Source organism: Streptomyces sp. NPDC087428, assembly GCF_044744085.1.
Taxonomy (GTDB): Bacteria; Actinomycetota; Actinomycetes; order Streptomycetales; family Streptomycetaceae; genus Streptomyces.
The window spans coordinates 24,289-41,456 of the sequence record NZ_JBIUXR010000024.1 but is presented as its reverse complement, the minus strand read 5'-3'; the positions used below and the strand labels follow the sequence as shown (position 1 = coordinate 41,456).

14 protein-coding genes are annotated in these 17,168 nt (G+C 71.1%); all 14 read left to right on the top strand.

Translation table 11 applies throughout. From position 1 onward, the window contains the following. The first annotated feature begins 120 nt into the window (after window positions 1–120). A complete protein-coding gene (locus ACIO3R_RS36525) occupies window positions 121–1,071 on the top strand; it encodes a ScbA/BarX family gamma-butyrolactone biosynthesis protein (RefSeq protein ID WP_402111325.1) in 951 nt (316 codons plus the stop codon). After that, complete coding sequence (locus ACIO3R_RS36520; RefSeq protein WP_402111323.1) at window positions 1,068–2,000, top strand: NAD-dependent epimerase/dehydratase family protein; 933 nt, start codon at window positions 1,068–1,070, stop codon at window positions 1,998–2,000. Before ACIO3R_RS36525 ends, ACIO3R_RS36520 begins: the two co-directional genes overlap by 4 nt. Window positions 2,001–2,168: 168 nt before the next feature. Further along, window positions 2,169–3,104 (top strand): hydroxyacid dehydrogenase, encoded by a 936-nt coding sequence (locus ACIO3R_RS36515; protein ID WP_402111321.1) that lies wholly within the window; start codon window positions 2,169–2,171, stop codon window positions 3,102–3,104. 29 nt (window positions 3,105–3,133) lie between these two features. Then, a complete protein-coding gene (locus tag ACIO3R_RS36510) occupies window positions 3,134–4,585 on the top strand; it encodes a M20/M25/M40 family metallo-hydrolase (RefSeq protein WP_402111319.1) in 1,452 nt (483 codons plus the stop codon). Further along, window positions 4,582–5,562: a 2,3-diaminopropionate biosynthesis protein SbnA gene (gene sbnA, locus ACIO3R_RS36505; RefSeq protein ID WP_385030977.1), complete on the top strand. Its 981-nt coding sequence runs from the start codon at window positions 4,582–4,584 to the stop codon at window positions 5,560–5,562. Before ACIO3R_RS36510 ends, sbnA begins: the two co-directional genes overlap by 4 nt. 81 nt (window positions 5,563–5,643) lie before the next feature. Next, entirely contained in the window at window positions 5,644–6,651 is a 1,008-nt protein-coding gene (gene sbnB / locus ACIO3R_RS36500) for a 2,3-diaminopropionate biosynthesis protein SbnB (RefSeq protein ID WP_402111317.1), read from the top strand. A gap of 41 nt (window positions 6,652–6,692) precedes the next feature. Further along, on the top strand, window positions 6,693–7,958 hold the full coding sequence (locus ACIO3R_RS36495; protein ID WP_402111315.1) for a hypothetical protein: 1,266 nt from the start codon (window positions 6,693–6,695) through the stop codon (window positions 7,956–7,958). A gap of 3 nt (window positions 7,959–7,961) precedes the next feature. Next, window positions 7,962–9,767: an asparagine synthase (glutamine-hydrolyzing) gene (gene asnB, locus ACIO3R_RS36490; protein ID WP_402111313.1), complete on the top strand. Its 1,806-nt coding sequence runs from the start codon at window positions 7,962–7,964 to the stop codon at window positions 9,765–9,767. A 60-nt stretch (window positions 9,768–9,827) separates the two neighbouring features. After that, complete coding sequence (locus ACIO3R_RS36485) at window positions 9,828–10,829, top strand: aspartyl/asparaginyl beta-hydroxylase domain-containing protein (RefSeq protein ID WP_385354367.1); 1,002 nt, start codon at window positions 9,828–9,830, stop codon at window positions 10,827–10,829. 56 nt (window positions 10,830–10,885) lie between these two features. Beyond that, the gene (locus ACIO3R_RS36480; RefSeq protein ID WP_402111311.1) at window positions 10,886–12,259 is read left to right on the top strand and encodes an acetyl-CoA carboxylase biotin carboxylase subunit family protein; all 1,374 of its coding nucleotides are present in this window, start codon (window positions 10,886–10,888) and stop codon (window positions 12,257–12,259) included. After that, a complete protein-coding gene (locus tag ACIO3R_RS36475) occupies window positions 12,256–13,590 on the top strand; it encodes a DUF1116 domain-containing protein (RefSeq protein ID WP_402111309.1) in 1,335 nt (444 codons plus the stop codon). Before ACIO3R_RS36480 ends, ACIO3R_RS36475 begins: the two co-directional genes overlap by 4 nt. Next, entirely contained in the window at window positions 13,587–14,831 is a 1,245-nt protein-coding gene (locus tag ACIO3R_RS36470; RefSeq protein ID WP_385030998.1) for an MFS transporter, read from the top strand. Before ACIO3R_RS36475 ends, ACIO3R_RS36470 begins: the two co-directional genes overlap by 4 nt. A gap of 49 nt (window positions 14,832–14,880) precedes the next feature. Further along, window positions 14,881–15,909 (top strand): GntG family PLP-dependent aldolase, encoded by a 1,029-nt coding sequence (locus ACIO3R_RS36465; RefSeq protein ID WP_402111307.1) that lies wholly within the window; start codon window positions 14,881–14,883, stop codon window positions 15,907–15,909. 165 nt (window positions 15,910–16,074) lie between these two features. Then, the gene (locus ACIO3R_RS36460) at window positions 16,075–17,166 is read left to right on the top strand and encodes a DMT family transporter (RefSeq protein ID WP_402111305.1); all 1,092 of its coding nucleotides are present in this window, start codon (window positions 16,075–16,077) and stop codon (window positions 17,164–17,166) included. Window positions 17,167–17,168 lie beyond the last annotated feature (2 nt).

Sequence of the window (17,168 nt, the reverse complement as noted above, 5' to 3'; positions counted from 1 at the left end):
AAGTATGGTTCGACGTGTCCAGCGGCCACCGAGTGCCGCCTGGGGGACGCAACGCAGACAGGAGTCGGTGAAATGCCGGTTGTCTTACAGACCTCTACGCACGTCCTCCCCACCGAGCCCATGAGTCCTCTCTCCTTCGAGCGAACAGCGTCACGTGATCTGGTGCACCGCCGAGCCATAGGCGAAGTGCTGCTGACCGACCACTGGATACGTCTGGCGACGCACCGCTTCAAGGTGGGCGCCCAGTGGCCGCGCGGGCACGGCTTCTACAGCCCGGTCAATGATCGCTGGCATGATCCCCTGCTCGCCGCCGAGAGTATCCGCCAGGCATCTTCTCTGGTCAGTCATGTCTTCTACGACCTGCCCCGGGACCACCCGACCCTGATGACGGAACTGAGCACCGATCTCGATCCGGACGCTCTCCTCCTCGACGACCGTCCCGTCGACGTCGAACTCGCCATCGCGTGCAAGGACGTCGTGCTGCATGCGAACCGGCTCGCGGGGATGACCATGGATGTCCTGCTCAGCCGCGGTGCGACGGAGATGGGGCACGCCCGAATGGTGTTCAACTGCATGCGCGGTTCCGTCTACCGCAGGTTGCGGGGCGCGTACGCCGAGGCGCCTGCCCGCCTGCCCGCCCAGCCGGAAGCCCTCCCACCGCGAGAGGTGGGCAGGGTCGTTGAGGCCGACGTGGTGCTCGGCCGGCCGCTGGAGGGCGGCGGCGGGGACCGGCACGAAAGGGTCTGGCCGCTGCGCGTCAACTGGTCACACCCGACGCTCTTCGACCACCCGACGGACCATGTGCCGGGGATGCTCTTGCTGGAAGCAGCCAGGCAGGCGGCCCATAGCCTCGCCGGTCCGGGCGCGGTACTGGCGGCCTCGATGTCCAACCACTTCCACCAGTACGTGGAGTTCGACACCCCGTGCCTCGTCCGCGCCTGGTTGCCGGACCCACCGCAGGGCTCCGGTCCGCGCCGGGTGCGGGTGGCGGCCGAGCAGCGCGGCGCCGTCGTCTACGAGTGCACCCTGACAGTCCACGACGCGTCGGCGCCCCGGGGCGGCTCACGGTGAATCGCCCACGCGTCCTGGTCTCCGGCGGATCCGGATTCATCGGCGGCACGGTCGTTCCCCTGCTGAATTCCGCGGGTGTGCGGGTGCGCGTGCTGGTCCACGAGCAATCCGTCGAGGCGGGGCGGTACGCCGAGGTTGTCGACGGCGACCTCGCGGACCCATCGTCCCTGCGAGGCATCTGCCGGGACGTGGATGCCGTGCTGCATCTGGCCTCGTACGTGGGCAAGGACGAGGACCGGTGCGGCGCTGTGAACGTCGACGGCACGCGCGGCCTCGTGCAGGAGGCGAGGCGCGCCGGTGTGGACCGGTTCGTCCAACTGGGCACCGCGGCCGTGTATGGCAACGGCCCGTTCCGAGACCTGGCCGAAGGGGCGATGGAGCCGCGTCCCGTATCGCCGACCAGTCGCAGCCGCCTCGTCGGCGAACGCTTCACCCTGGAGGCGGGCGGTACCGTCCTCCGTCCGTACCTCGTGTACGGCACCGGTGACCGGTGGGTGATGCCGGCGTTGCTGCGCATGCTGCGCGCCCTGCCCTCGGGATTGCCCGAACGCGGCGCCGCGCTGCTCTCGCTCACCGAGGTCGGCAGCCTCGCCCTGTCCCTCACCCGCATGGCCGTGGCCCACCGGGCCCGGGGAACGGCCGGCGTCTTCCATGCCTGTCCGTCCCGGCCTGTCAGCCTGCGGGAGCTGGTCGCGGCGGCCCATCGTCACCTCGGCTTCCCCCTCGTGGGTGGTGACCAGTCCTTCGAGCAGGCTCGGCAGGCACTGGTCGCCGCCGGGTGCGACAGTCACATTCTGGATCTGCTCGGCGTCGACCACTGGCTGGATGCGACCCGCCTCGGTGCCATGGGACACCACGCGCCCGAGATCGGGCTCCCGGCGGGCCTGGCCGCCCACGCCGCCTGGTACCGCGATCAGTTGGTGCTCTGATCCCGCGTCACCTCCCGCCGCAGGGCCGCTGCGGGAGGTGACGCAGGACACACGCGCACGCACCTTCTCCTAAAACAAACCGAACGTTAGGCTTTTTTCAGAAACAAACCAATCGTTCGGCTTATGAAAGTTCGGCTGTGTCCCGTCACCTCCCTGAGGGAGAGCTCTGTGTCCACACCGATCGTGATCGTGAGTGACGTGCTTCCGGACGACGCCGTCGTCCCGCTCGAAGCCGCGTGCGAGGTCCGCCGGATCGACGGCCGCGACCGTGCCGCCCTGTTCACCGCCTTGTCCGACGCGGACGCCCTGATCGTGCGCAGCGGTACGAAGGTCGACGCCGAAGCGCTCGGCCACGCGCCCCGGTTGCGGATCGTCGCGCGAGCGGGCGTCGGCCTGGACAACGTCGACACCGCCGCTGCCGCGGCACGTGGCATTACTGTGGTGAACGCCCCCGACTCCAACACCGTGAGCGTGGCCGAACTCACCGTCGGGCTCTTACTCGCCTTGGTCCGCCACGTCAAGACCGCGGCGCGCTCGCTGGAGGCGGGGGAGTGGCGTCGTGCCGACTTCACGGGCGTGGAGCTCGCGGGCCGTACCGCGGGCATTGTGGGACACGGTCGAGTCGGCCGGCAGGTCGCACGACGGCTGGCCGCCTTCGACATGCAGATCCTCGTGCACGACCCGTACGCCGTCCCTGCCGACAGCGGTGTCCGGTCCGTCGAACTCGACGAACTGCTCGCCGCCAGCGACATCGTGACCCTGCATCTGCCTAGGACTTCGGAGACCGCGGGTCTCGTCGGGGCCCGGGAGATCTCCCTGATGCGGCCCACCGCCTACCTGATCAACACCGCACGGGGCGGCATTGTCGACGAAGCCGCCCTGGAACGGGCACTGAGGGAAGGACGGCTGGCCGGCGCCGCGCTCGATGTCTTCACCACCGAGCCCCCTGGCCCCGCGGCGCTGTTGGGTCTGCCGAACGTTCTCGGAATCCCCCATCTGGGCGCCAGTACGAACGGCGCCCAGCTCAGGGCCGGACAGGAAGTCGTCCGCCTCGTCCTCGCGGAGCTGGCTCCGCTGCTCGCCCCCACCCCCGCCGCTGTCTGAGCGACCGCGCCCGCATGCCGGAGACCACCATGCCTGCATCCCCCTCAGCCGCGACAGTGCGCTCGCTGATACCCCGAGCCCGCGACGACCTCGCGGAACTGGTCGCGCTGCGCACCGTCGTAGGGGCCTCGCCCCCGGACCAGTTCCGCCGCGCGGCCCGCCGGATCGCCGATCTGCTCGCGGACGCCGGGTTTCCCGAGACCCGCCTGCTCCTGACCGACGACGGCCCCGAGACGGTCTACGCCCGCCGCCCCGGGTCGCCCGGCGCGCCTTCCGTGGTGCTCTACGCCCACTACGACGTCGTCTCCGCCCAGGACGAAGCCGACTGGCTCACACCCCCGTTCGAGCTGACCGACCGTGACGGACGCTGGTTCGGCCGAGGCAGCGCGGACTGCAAGGGCAACGTCGTCATGCACCTCACGGCACTGCGAGCCCTCCAGGGGGACCGGTCCGGCGCGTCCCTCCCCGACCTCGACCTGGTGGTCCTCGTAGACGGCTGCGAGGAACCGGGCGACGGAGGCTTGGAGAAAGTGCTGCGCGCCCACCCCGGTCTGGTCGTCGAACCCGACGTGATCGTCGTCGCCGACACCGGGAACGTCGCCCCCGGTGTCCCGACCCTCACCACCTCGCTGCGGGGCATGGCCGTCGTGGAGGTCACTGTCTCCACCCTGTCCAAGACGCTGCACTCGGGCCAGTTCGGCGGGCCCGTGCCCGACGCGATGACCGCTCTCATCCGTCTCCTGGGCACACTGCACGACAGCGGGGGCACGACCAGGGTGCCCGGCCTCGATCCCGAGCCGGCATCCGGGGCCCGGGACGGCGGGGACCGCGCGGAGTACGCCGAGAAGGACCTCCGCGCCGACGCCGGCCTCCTGGACGGCGTCGAATTCATCGGCGCGGGCAGCATCGCCGACCGGCTGTGGAACCTGCCGGCCGTCACCGTCCTGGCCGTACAGTCCCCACCCCTCGACAGTGCCGTACCCGCGCTGCTGCCCTCGGCCAAGGCACTGATCAGCGTGCGCACACCGCCCGGCACGGACATGTCCGGCACGCATGAGGCGCTGGCTGGGCACCTGCGGGACCAGGTCCCCTGGGGCGCGCACCTGGAAGTCCGGCGTGTCACCAGCGGTCCGTCCTTCCTCGCCGACACCGGGGGAAAGGCCCACGGCGTGATGCGTGACGCCCTGCGGGACGCCTTCGGTGTCCACGCCCGCGAAGTGGGGGCCGGCGGTTCGATCGCCGTGTGCTCCGTCCTGCGGACGCTCTACCCGGACGCGGAGATCCTTCTGTGCGGTGTCGAGGATCCCCCGTCCAACATCCACGGCACCGACGAGAGCGTGAGCCCACGCGAGATCGCCGCGCTGGCCCACGCCGAAGCGCTCTTCCTCCGCCGTCTGGCCGCTCTCCGGACGGACCTGCGGACTGCGGGCGGCGACGTCGTACCCCGCACCACGCCGACCGCCCCGCAGGAGGACCGATGATCTACCAGCGTGCCTGCGACATCGTCACCGACGAGGTCTTCCTCGAAGCCGACGACGTCCTGCCGGGCATTCACCTCTTCCTGAAGCTGGAGGGGATGAACCCGGCGGGGTCGGTCAAGCTCAAGTCCGCGGTCGGCATGGTCGACGACGCCGAACGCAAGGGTGTGCTCTGGCCCGGAGGCCGGATCGTCGAGTCCTCCTCCGGCAGTCTCGGCATAGCGCTCTCCGTGATCGCCGCCTCCCGCGGATACGACTTCACCTGCGTGACCGACCCGAACGTCTCCCCGCAGAGCCTCGCTCTCATCCGTGCGCTGGGGGCCGATGTCGTCCAAGTGACCCGGCGGGACCACAACGGCGGCTACCTGGGCACCCGGATCGCCCGCATCCACGAGATGACCGACGCCGACCCGGGCCTGGTGTGGCTCAACCAGTACGCCAACCCCGCCAACGCGCAGGCCCACGCGCGGCGTACCGCCACCTCGATCCTGAAGAACATCGGCCACGTCGACGTCTTGGTGGTGGGCGCGGGCACCACCGGCACGCTCATGGGCTGCACGCGGCACTTCCGGACGTTCTCACCGTGGACGAAGATCGTCGCGGTGGACACCGTCGGATCCGTGACCTTCGGCGGCCCGCCCGGCCCCCGTCACATCCCCGGCCTCGGCACCAGCCGCCGCCCCGAACTGTGCCGGCCCGACCAGGTGGACGAGGTCGTCCTGGTGGACGAGAGCGACGCCGTCCGCATGTGCCGCCGCCTGGCCCGCGAACGAGGACTGCCGCTCGGGGGCTCCACGGGATCCGTGCTCGCCGCGCTGGAGTCGATGACCGACCGGATTCCCGCGGGCTCGCGCGTCGTGGCCCTGTCCCCGGACATGGGAGACCGCTACGTCAGGACGATCTACGACGACGACTGGGTCGCCGACACCTTCGGCACGCACGTTCTCGACCCTTCCGGCAGACATCCCGTCGCCGTGTGACCGGCCGCCGGCCTGCCCCCGGCCCGGCGAGCGACGCACGACGCACCCGTTCCGACCAGAAACGAGACGAGGAAATCCCGCATGTTCGACTTCCACGTGGTGGGCGGTGCAGTGCTGCGCACCCTCATCGACGACTCCCGCCCCGACATCGTCGACACAGTACGCTCCGCCTACCTCACCCACTACGACGGCGACTCCGTCAACCCCAACAGCTACTTCCTGCGTTTCCCGGACAAGCCGGACGCCCGCATCATCGCCCTCCCCGCCCACCTCGGAGGCGACTACGGCGTCTCCGGCATCAAGTGGATCGCCAGTTACCCCCGCAACATCGAGCGCAACATCCCGCGCGCCTCGGCCACGCTGCTCCTCAACGACTACGAGACGGGCTACCCCTTCGCCTGCCTGGAGGCGTCCCAGATCAGCGCCGCCCGCACCGCCGCGTCCGCCGTCCTGGGAGCCCGGGAACTTGCGGGCGGACCGACTGCGACCCGAATATGCCTGGTGGGCGCCGGGGTCATTGCGCGCAACATCGCCGAGTTCTTCGCCGCGCAGTCGTGGTCGGTCGACAGCTTCGTCGTCCACGACCGGGACGTCTCCTACGCCTCCTCACTCACCCGCCGCATCGGCGAACTCGGCTACCGCGCCGAGCAGGAGGACTCCTACGAGCGGGCCGCGGCCGACGCCGACATCGTGGTCTTCGCCACCACGGCACCCGAGCCCTGGGTCACCCGGGCGGACGCCTTCGCCCCGGGCCAGACCGTCCTCAACATCTCGCTGCGCGACCTCGGACCGGACGTCGTGGCCGGCGCGCAGAACATCCTCGACGACGTCGACCACTGCCTGACCGCCAACACCTCGCCCCACCTGGCCGAACAGCAACTCGGCAACCGCGACTTCATCGACGGCACCCTCGCACAGGTGTTGCGCGGCGAGATCACTCCGGCAAGGGACCGGCCGCGCATCTTCTCACCCTTCGGGCTCGGCGTCCTCGACCTCGCGGTGGGACAGCGCCTCTACCAGCAGGCAGTGGACAAGGGCCTCGCGGTGTCCGTCCCCGACTTCTTCGGTGAGACACAGCGCTGGAACTGACGTCCGCACGCTTTCCTCGCCCCCGGAGAAAGAGCCCCGTCATGCCTCTCAGCACCGCCACCACCGCCTGGCCCCGCGCCCTCGCGCGGGAAGCCGAGCTGGCCGCCCTCGCGGCCGGCCACGCCCAGCGCTTCCCCTGGTACCGAGAACTTCTCCTGCGCCGCGGTGTGCTGGGGTCCGGCGACCTGTCCGGACTCCCGGTCATCGGCACCGGCCTCCTCGGTGCGCACTACTACACCGCCCAACATCCGCAGATGCCGGACGCATCGGCCTACCACACCTCGGGAACCTCCGGCGGGCAGCGCAAACGCATCCTCTACTCACCCGCGGACGACGACGCCTACGTGGCCCACCGCCGCCTGCTCTTCGGGGAGTTCACCCGATCCGTGCCGCGCGGCTCCGTCGCGGTGGCCGACCTCGGCACCGGCCACGCCGCAGCCTCCGCTCGCCGTGTCTTCCTCGAGCTCGGCTTCACGGCCTACGACATCGACTTCACCCGGCCCGTGGACGAGCACATCGACAAGCTCAACGCCTCGCGCCCCGACGTCTTCTTCACGATGCCGATGATCCTCGACAAGCTGCTGCAGGCCCGTCCCGGCCTGGACATCCGCCCGCGGAAAATCATGGTCGTCGGCGACGTCGCACCCCTCGCCTGGCGCGCCCACATCGCCGCCCGGTTCGGGCTGCGCACCGAGGACGTCCTGGACGTGTTCGGTTCCATCGAGGTCGGGGCCATCGCCCACTCGTGCGCCGAGACCGGCCTCTACCACTTCCACGACCACATCGTCCCCGAGGTGGTTCCTCCCCAGAAGCTGGCTCACCTCACCGAGGACGACCGGGTCCCGTCCCGCCAGGAAGGAAGCGGGGCCCTCCTGCTCACGTCGCTCGCGCGCCGGTACTTCCCCGCGGTCCGCTACATGACCGGCGACGCCATCACCGGTCTGCACCGTATCCGCCACGACGGCCGCGAGGTGTTCGCGTTCGAGCGCATCGACGGGCGCCTCGCCGGAGACCTCAAGCACGGCGAGCGAGTCAGCAACCACGACCTCGCGCAGGTCATGGCCGAGAACTTCCCCGGCCGCCCCTTCGAAGCGTCCGACGAGGACGGTCTGATCATCAGCGTCGTCGCGGACCGCGTCGGTGACGACCAGATCGCCGCGGTCCGGGCGGCCGTCGACCGTTTGGCCCCCGACGTCGCGCAGATGATCGCATCCGGCCTCGTCGGTCCGGTCCGTGTGAAGGCCGTTCCGCTGGACGCGCTCAGGTCCGGTCATGCCAAGCGCCGCCTCGACCTCAAGGAGGGCTGAACCGTGTGCGGAATCGCCGGAACGGTGTCCCTCGGCGGACACGCTCCCGTCCACTCTCCCTACGCGCTCGCCGCCTGCGCGGCCATGGAGCACCGGGGCCCCGACGAGACGGGGACCTTCGGCACGGCCGACGCCGCCCTGGCGATGTGCCGGCTGAAGATCATCGGTCTCCACGACGGGTCCCAGCCCGTCCACAGCGACGACGGCACCGTCGTCTGCGTCCTCAACGGCGAGATCTACAACCACAGGGAACTGCGCGACTTCCTGGCCTCCCGGGGCCGTCCGGTGCGCGGAGGCAGCGACGCGCAGGTACTGCCGCACCTGTACCAGGAGCTGGGCGAGAGCTTCGTCGAACGGCTCCACGGCATGTTCGCCATCGCCGTCCACGACACCCGCCACCGACGCCTCGTCCTGGCCACCGACCGGGTCGGCAAGAAACCGCTGTTCTACACCAGGCCGACCGGCGACTCGGTGGCGTTCGCCTCGGAACTGCCCGCCCTCATGCTGCACCCCGGCATCGGCAGGTCCACCGACCCCGTCGCAATCGACCAATACCTCAGCTACCGGGTCGTACCCGCACCACACACCATCTACCGGCAAGTCCGCAGGCTGGAACCGGCGACCACGCTGGTGTTCGAGGCGGGTCGCCCCGAACGCAGGCGCACGTACTGGCAGTTCGACTTCACCGCCGAGCTGACCGACGCACCGCAGGACGAAATCGACGACCGGATCGACACACTGCTCCAGCAGGCCGTGCGGGACCGACTGGAATCGGAAGTGCCGCTCGGCGCCATGCTCAGCGGCGGCCTCGACTCCAGTCTGGTGGTCGCCATGGCGACCCGGCAGCTGGGCCGGCCCATCCACACCTTCTCCGTCGGCTTCGAGCACGCCGCCTTCGACGAGTCGGTGCACGCCCGCACCGTTGCCGACCACTGCGGCACCCACCACCACGTGTACCGGATCGGCGCCCAGGACGCGAAGGAGGCGGTCGACACCATCCTCACCCACATGGGCGAGCCCTATGCGTTCCCGTCCGCCATCGCGGCATCCTGCATGTACAAGCTGGCCAAACAGCACGTCACCGTCGTGCTGACCGGCGACGGAGCCGACGAGATCTTCTGCGGATACGGTCGCTACCAGCGGCTGCGCGACCTGACCGGAGGCGGCGACCTCGCCGACCGCTACGAGCGCGTCCTTGTGGACGGCGTGCCCCACGTGCTCAAGGACGAGCTGTACTCGGCCGACTTCGCCACGCGGATCCCGGGACACCCGCACAACTACCTCAGGGCCCGCTTCGGCCGAACCGATCCCTCGGTGCCGGACCTGGACCGCGCCATGCAGGTCGACAGCGGATTCTGGCTGCCCGACGCGCAGCTGGTGAAGATCGACCGCATGTCCATGGCCCACTCCGTCGAACCCCGCAGCCCGCTGCTCGACCACCGGCTCATCGACTACGTCACCCGTATCCCCGCCGCCCGCAAACTCGTCGGCGGGCAGGAGAAGACCCCGCTCAAGCGGGTGGCCGCCCGCTACCTCCCGCGGCCGGTCCTGGAGCGCCGCAAGCAGGAACTCGCCGTGCCCCTGGAAAGCTGGCTCGGCACGGAGCTGCGCTCGACCATCACCGACACCCTGCTGTCCGAAGCCTCACTGGAACGCGGCTACTTCCGCCCGGACGTCCTGCGCTCCACGGTCCGCGAGTTCCGCCCGGCGCACAGCTACGCGCTGTGGACGCTCTACATGCTGGAGCGGTGGCACCAGCTCCAGGAGGGCAGCGCCGCCCACGAGGCGCCCGCGGTCGCCCACGCCTGAACCAGCACCGCGACGGACCATCCACCCGACCGTACCCGCACGTCTACGAAGGTGACCCTCATGGCCGCTTCCACCACGCTCCTGGGCGCACCGCCCATGCCCGCCGAAGGAGCCCAGCTCAAGCCCACGTTCGACGCTGCTCGATTACTGCGCGAACTCACCTCCGTCCGCGAGCACTCCTGGGACCAGCAGCGCGTCTACACCGAGGACGGCGTCGGTGACGCCACCGAGGTCGACTGGCGCTGCCTCGCCCTGCGCAGTCCCGGCGGCGCCGGCGACCGCACGGACCCGGGCGGCCCCGGCCCGCTGAGCTTCGCGGACACCGTATGGCTCGACCGCATCCCGTACGTTCGCGAGGTGCTGGAGTCGATCCCGGCTCCGCTGCACGCCGTCCGGTTCATGGCCCTCGGCCCCGACACCGTCGGGATGGACCACACCGACCCCAAGTACGGGCCCCGCTGGGGTGTCGGACGGCTGCACGTCCCGGTCGTCACCAACCCCGACGCCGTACTGGTCCTCGACGGCGTCGAACACCGCTGGCAGCCCGGGGACTTCTGGTTCGGCGACTTCAGTCGCACCCACCGCGTCCAGAACAGCGGCAGCGAGCACCGCGTGCACCTGGTCCTCGATGTCCTGGTCACCCCCGGCCTGGCCTCCCTCTTCCCGGAGACCTGGCAGGAGTACTTCAGCAAGGGCGAGGTCCTGTACAACCGCCAGGAGAGCCCGCAGACCGCCGACGAACGCCGTCGAAACGGCGCCACCCGTTTCTCCCTCCCCGCCACATTCCACCTGTGGGAGGACTTCACCCCGCTGTCCGCCGACCAGCCCCAGCAGACCGCGACGCTGGCCGAGGACGGGGACCGGATGACGCTCCGGCTGTCCGGTGACCGTGACTTCGCACTGGTGCACCTCGGTGACGACGAATACCGCCTCTCCGGCTGGAGCGAGGAACGCACCCTCCAGGTCTTCCCCGACGGCCCGGACCCCAGGGTCGTGCTGCGGACCCGCGAGGGCAACCAGGTCCACGAACTGACCGTGCCCGCCGAGCGCCTCGCCGCCTGACCCACCACCCTACGGGGCGCAGCCACGGCTGCGCCCCGCCCCGACCGAGGGAAGCCATGACCGCCTACCGCGACAGAGGCGCGCCATCCGCGGCGACCGCCACCGACCGTCCCAGGCCCGCCGTCATCGTCATCACCGACCTGGTCGTCCTCGCCAAGCACCTGCGCCTGCTGGACGCGGCCGGCCGGCGCGGCGTGACACCGCTGTTCGTCTTCGGGCCCGAAACCCCCGCCGAAGAACTGGCCCGGCACCGCGGCGACCCGGAGCATCCGCTCTCCGCAATCCCCGACGAAGACCTCCGGCACCTCGCGGACACCTCGCTGGAGACCCTGCTGCACGGGGTAACCCCCTGGCTGCGCGACCGGTCCGTGCGTGCGGTGCTGAACGTCGGTGAGGTGTTCGTCGAGGCCGCCGGAGCCCTCGCCCAGACGCTGGGGCTCCCCGGCCCCGGTACGCACGCGGCGCTGGTCTGCCGCAACAAGGTGCTCCAGCGCATGGCCACCCCCGGCCTCGCGCCCCACTGGACCCTGCTCCAGCCCGGCCGGACGAGGCCGGCGGACGGTTGGGACCTGTACCCCGCCGTCCTCAAACCGGCTTCGCGGATGTCCAGTTCGGGCGTACGAGCGGTCCACGAGCCGGGTGGCGTGCCCCCGCTCCTGCCCGACTACGGCCCCGCCGAGCTGCTCCTGCTGGAGGAGCGGGTCGTCGGCCGCGAATACTCCGTCGAGACCCTGGTCCGGGACGGAGAGGTGCTCTGGTCCGGCATCACCGCGAAGGACACCAACGAGTCCGGCACGTCCTTCTTCACCGAGACCGGCCACACCTCCCCCGCACCCGACCTCACCCCGGCCCAGGAAGAGCTGCTGCTCCAGGCCAACAACGAGTTCCTGCGGGCCGTCCGGTTCGGCACCGGCATGTGCCACGCCGAGTTCAGACTGACGGCGCGGGAGCGGGTGATCCTGATGGAGGCAGCGGCCCGGCCACCCGGTGACGCCATTACCCGGCTGTGGCGCCTGGCCACGGGCATGGACCTGGACGCCGCCCTGCTGGACCTTGCGCTCGGCGCCGAGCCCGCCACCGCGCCGCCGCGCCGCCGCGCCAAGCAGGTCTACCTCGACCATCCCCGGGGGCTGCTCGCCGGCGTGACGGCAGGAGACGTACCCGTCCATTGGGTCGGTGAACAGGGCCGGTGGCCGGATCTGCCGCCGCTCCCGAGCGACGTTCCACCCCGAAGTCACGCAGTCCTGGTGAGCCGGCACCGCGGCGACCTGCTCGGTGACCAGTCCGACTCCCAGGGCCGGTCGGTCTCCGTCGTCCTGGACGGCCCCCTCGACGCGGATCTCGACAAGGCCGTAGCCGAAGTGACCGCGGTCACGGAGATCCACACGCTGGAGCCGGCGCCCGCCGCGCCCGAGGAGGCAGTGCGGTGACCGCCCGCCCCACCGCCGCTCCCGCTACCGGCACCGGGGCCGCGGCGCGCGACGCGGCCAACACGCGGGCCGTGGCCCGTATCACCGGATCCCGTCCCGTCCTGGAGACCGTCGCCCCCGCCGGCGACGTGGTCCCCGGCATGACGCCCCTGACGGTCCTCGTCTCCGGGCCTCCCATGCCGTGGAAGGAGTACGCGGGCGGTCAGCGCCGGGCCGTCACCGGCGCCGTCCTCTACGAGGGCCTCGCCCGGAGCACAGCCGAGGCTGAGGCACTGCTCGCCGAGGGCACTATCGAGGTGCGGGCCTCCCACGATCACGCCACAGTCGGATCGCTCACCGGTGTGTGCACCGCGTCAATGCCCGTGGTCGTCGTCCGTGACGAGGCTTCCGGACGGCGCGCCTTCTGCCGGATGAACGAGGGAGCCGACCGCGCCTCGCTCACCTTCGGAGTCTGGGACGAGGGGGTCCGCGCCCGACTGCGACACGTCTCCGACGTCGTCTCGCCCGCGCTCGCCGAGGTGCTGGAGCACCTGGGCGGGCTGCCGCTCGGCCCGCTCGTCCGCCGGGCCCTGGCCATGGGCGACGATCTGCACAGCCGTCACAAGGCGTCCGGTGCCATGTTGCGGAACGTCGTGCTGGACGCCCTGCTCGACCTGTCCGCGAGCGGGGTCGCGTCGCACCACCGGGCCCTGGCCGCCTATCTGCGCTCTGCCGAGTACCTGTTCCTGCACCTCGTAATGGCGGCGGCCAAGGCCGCGACCGACAGCGCCTCCGGCATCACCGGCAGCACGCTGGTCACCGCGATGAACCTCAACGGGAAGCAGTTCGGGTTACGGGTGTCCGGTCTCGGCGACCGATGGTTCACCGCACCCCTCCCACCGGTGTCCACCCTGCGCGGCCGCCTCTACGACGGCTGGACCACGGACGACCTGGCGTACGTGGGAGGCGAGAGCCTGATCACGGAGACGATCGGCCTCGGCGGCATGTCCGCCGCGGCCGCCATGCCCCTGCAGGACCACTCCGCCGGCACCCCGGCGGACATGATTCGGCTGACCGAACGCATGTACCGCATCACCCTGCGGGAGCACCCCGAGTACCGCATCCCCGCCCTCGCCCACCGCGGCGCGCCGTGCGGCATCGACGTGACGCGCGTCGCGGAAACCGGCATCGTCCCCGCGGTCCACCTCGGCGCGACGCTGCGCGACGGCGGGCACGCTGGCGCCGTCCTGTTCCTCCCCCCGCTCGAACCCTTCCGGCGGGCCGCTGAATCCCTGTCCGCCGACCCGCCCGGCCACCACGCCCGCACCAGCCCGACCCGGAGAAACCCGTGACACCCTCGCTGCCCTCTCGCCCGGACACGGACGAGGCACCCACGACCACCCCTGACGGCCCCGACCGCCCGGCCAAGCCCTTTGTTCCCCTCGGCCCCGTCCGCAGCTGGCTCGCCGTGGTCGCCGTCGGCATGGGCGTCTTCGCCTTCACCACGACCGAAATGGTCCCGATCGGACTGCTTCCCGCGATGAGCCGGGACCTCGGCGTCTCGGAGGGCTCCGTCGGCCTGTCGGTGACCCTGTACGGCGCCATCGCGGGTCTTTTCGCACCGGTGCTGACTGTGGCGACCCGCAGGCTCGACCGCCGGGTGCTGCTTTTGCTGGTCCTCGGTATCTTCATCGCGGGCAACGCCTTCACTGCGCTGTCGTCCTCGTACACCGTCCTCATGGTCTCGCGGTTGCTGACAGGCTTCGCACACGGCGTGATGTGGTCGATCGCCGCGAGCATCGCCATCCGCCTGGTGCCGAAAGGCCAGGCCGTCCGGGCCACCGCGGTCGTCTTCAGCGGCATCTCCATCGCCTCCGTCGTCGGCGTGCCCTTCGGCACTTTCATAGGTCAGTCCGACTGGCGTACCGCGTTCTGGGTCATCTCGGGGATAGGCATCCTGATTCTGACCGCGTCGGTGCTGCTCGTGCCGCGCCTCGAACCACGCACCGTAGTGCGCCTGGCCGAACTGCCCCGGCTATTGCGGGACGCCAATCTCCGGATCGCCACCCTCGTCACCGTGGCCATGGTGATCGGACACTTCGCCGCCTACACCTACGTAGCGCCCTTCCTCGAACAGGACGCGGGCATCCCGGCCCACTGGGTCAGCGCCCTGCTGCTCCTGTACGGCGTGGCCGGCGTCGTCGGCAATTTCGGGGGCGGCGCGGCCGCTGCCCGCGCACTGCGCACCACCACCCTCACCTGCATCCTGCTGCTCGCCGCGGCCGTCGTCCTGCTGGTGGTGAACGGCGAGTGGCACCCCGGTACGGTCGTCCTGCTGCTCGTGTGGGGCATCGCGTACACCGCGCTGCCGGTCTGTCTGCAGACCCTCGTCTTCGCCAGCGCCCCGCAGGCCCCCGAAGCCGCGACCTCGCTGTACATCTGCGCCTTCAACATCTCCATCGCGCTCGGCGCACTGATCGGCGGGTGGTTCGTCGACACCTCAGGCCCATCCGCGGTGATGTTCATCGGTGCCGGATTCAGCGTGGTCGCCGCCCTCCTGATGACCCGCTACAGCGTCGCCCGCCCCGAGTAGCCGGGGCCCCGTCGTCACCCGTGCCGAAAACCCCCTGACGGAGGCATCCATGACTGTCCCCCCCGTCGGACCGCCGGTCGACCTGCGCTCCGACACCGTGACCCGGCCGGACGCACGGATGCGCGCGGCCATGGCGCGCGCCGAGGTCGGCGACGACGTCCTCGACGGCGACCCCACTATGCGGGCACTGGAGGCGAAGGTCTCCGGGCTCCTCGGGACCGAGGACGCGCTGTGGGTGCCCAGCGGATCGATGGGCAACCTGATCGCCCTGTGCGTGCACCTCGAACGAGGAGACCGTTTCCTCGCCCCGGACCGCGCCCACATCCTCGATCTCGAAGCGGGTACGGCTGCCTGGCTGGCCGGAGGCATGCCCCGCGCCCTGCCCTGGACGACCGGCCCCGGGGTGCCCGCCCTCTCCGACATCAGCAGGGCCGTCGCCCCCGGCGGACCGTATTTCGCCCTGCGGGACCGGCTGTTGTGCCTGGAGAACACCCATGGCGCGGCCGGCGGCACGGTCACCACCGCGTCGCAGCACCGCAGCCTGGTCGCCGCCGCCCACGACTCCGGGCTGCTGGTTCACCTCGACGGCGCCCGCCTGTGGAACGCCGCTTCCGCACTCGGTGTGGCGCCCGCGGTGCTGGCCGAGGGCGCCGACACCGTCCAGGTCTGCCTCAGCAAAGGGCTCGGCGCGCCGGTGGGTTCGGTGCTGGCGGGCAGCGCGGAGTTCGTACGGCAGGCCCGTCGGGTCCGCAAGATGCTCGGGGGCGGTGTCCGGCAGGGCGGAGTCCTGGCTGCGGCCGGACTGGTGGCCCTGGAGCGCCAGGACCGACTGGCCGTCGACCACGAACACGCCCTGCTGCTCGCGGCCGGCCTCGCCGACCGGGGATGGAAGACCGCGCCCCCGCAGACCAACATCGTCGTCGTGCCCGTCGATGACCCGGCCGGCACCGTCGCTCGTCTCAGACAGGTCGGGATCCTCACCCTGCCGACGGATAGCGGCGTCCGCATGATCACGCACTGCGACGTGTCACGTCACGACATCATTCGGACGATCAACACTTTCCCGCCGCCCGCCTGAGCGGGGTGCCGGGGCAGCGGGCACCGCGACGATCCCCCGTAGCGCCGCCACCGGGTGCCGACCGCCCCCGGCACCCGGCCGGCCTGCGACACCCTCCCGAGCGTTGTCCGGCCCCGATCGGTCGGACATCACCGAGCCGCCTGCCAATCCTCCACCGGAGCGCCCATGCCGTTGTCGCGTACACCACGCAGATGGATCCCCGAGACCGACCCGGCGCCACGAACCCGGCCGCGCGGCGATCCGGAGCACGCGTCACGTGCCACCAGATCCGCCGCGCTGCCGCTGGCCGGGGCCGTCGCCGGAGGCGTCGCGCTCGCCCTGGAATCCGTGGTCAACGGCAGGCTCGGGGAGCACGCCGGATCCGTGGCCGCGGCGACCTGGTCGAACATGCTCAGCCTGTCCGTCGTAGTCGGCGCTGCGGTCTTCCTGACAGCGCTGCGACCGGCGTTCGCCGGGCTTCGCACCGCCTTGCAGTCCGGTGCCCTGCGTCCCCGGCACTGCCTCGGCGGTGTCGCCGGCGGCAGCATGATCCTGACCCAGGCGCTGACCGCGGCGACGCTCGGGCCGGCCTCGTACACGCTCGCACTCGTCTCCGGCCAGACACTGTGCGGGGTGCTCGTCGACCATCTCGGTCTGGGTCCGGGCGCCCCGCACCCGGCGACCCGGCGCCGACTGGCCGGGGGACTGCTCTCCGTGTGCGCGGTGGCCCTCCCTGTGCTGGCCGCACCGGACGCCGGACGCACGCTGGCGCTCGCCGCCCTGCCCTTCCTCGCCGGTGCCGCCCTGTCCTGGCAGATGGCGGTGAACGGCCGGGTGGACGAAGCCGCCGGACGGCACCCGTACCCCGCGGTCCTTCTCAGCTTCGCCACCGGCAGCGCGCTGATGCTCGCCGCCGCCGCCGCACTGGCGGTACTCGGCCGGCTGTCCGCACCTCGTTCCGGCCCGCCGTGGCACTACACGGGCGGCCTGCTCGGCTGTGTGGTGGTGCTGTCGGCCGTGCTGGCCGTGCGCCGCATCGGTGTACTGGCCGCGGGGCTCGGCATGGTCGGCGGACAGGTGCTCGGGTCGCTCGTCCTGGGGCCGCTGACGGGGCAACCGCCGCCGCACCTCTGGGTGGTCGTAATCGGAGCGGTGTTGCTGATCGTCGCGGCCGTGATGGCGGCTCCGTCCGCCCCGGCCCGCAGCGCCCCCGGCCCTCTTCCGCAGCTTCTCACGGTTCATCCGCCCGCGGACGCCCTCGACGAAGGAGGAAAGTGACC

What these genes read in the sequence shown, in the direction of transcription:
- ACIO3R_RS36495 (WP_402111315.1), top strand. Translation starts at nt 6,693, where the DNA reads ATGCCTCTCAGCACCGCCACCACCGCCTGGCCCCGCGCCCTCGCGCGG.
- sbnA (WP_385030977.1), top strand. Translation starts at nt 4,582, where the DNA reads ATGATCTACCAGCGTGCCTGCGACATCGTCACCGACGAGGTCTTCCTC.
- ACIO3R_RS36510 (WP_402111319.1), top strand. Translation starts at nt 3,134, where the DNA reads ATGCCTGCATCCCCCTCAGCCGCGACAGTGCGCTCGCTGATACCCCGA.
- sbnB (WP_402111317.1), top strand. Translation starts at nt 5,644, where the DNA reads ATGTTCGACTTCCACGTGGTGGGCGGTGCAGTGCTGCGCACCCTCATC.
- ACIO3R_RS36525 (WP_402111325.1), top strand. Translation starts at nt 121, where the DNA reads ATGAGTCCTCTCTCCTTCGAGCGAACAGCGTCACGTGATCTGGTGCAC.
- ACIO3R_RS36460 (WP_402111305.1), top strand. Translation starts at nt 16,075, where the DNA reads ATGCCGTTGTCGCGTACACCACGCAGATGGATCCCCGAGACCGACCCG.
- ACIO3R_RS36480 (WP_402111311.1), top strand. Translation starts at nt 10,886, where the DNA reads ATGACCGCCTACCGCGACAGAGGCGCGCCATCCGCGGCGACCGCCACC.
- ACIO3R_RS36485 (WP_385354367.1), top strand. Translation starts at nt 9,828, where the DNA reads ATGGCCGCTTCCACCACGCTCCTGGGCGCACCGCCCATGCCCGCCGAA.
- ACIO3R_RS36465 (WP_402111307.1), top strand. Translation starts at nt 14,881, where the DNA reads ATGACTGTCCCCCCCGTCGGACCGCCGGTCGACCTGCGCTCCGACACC.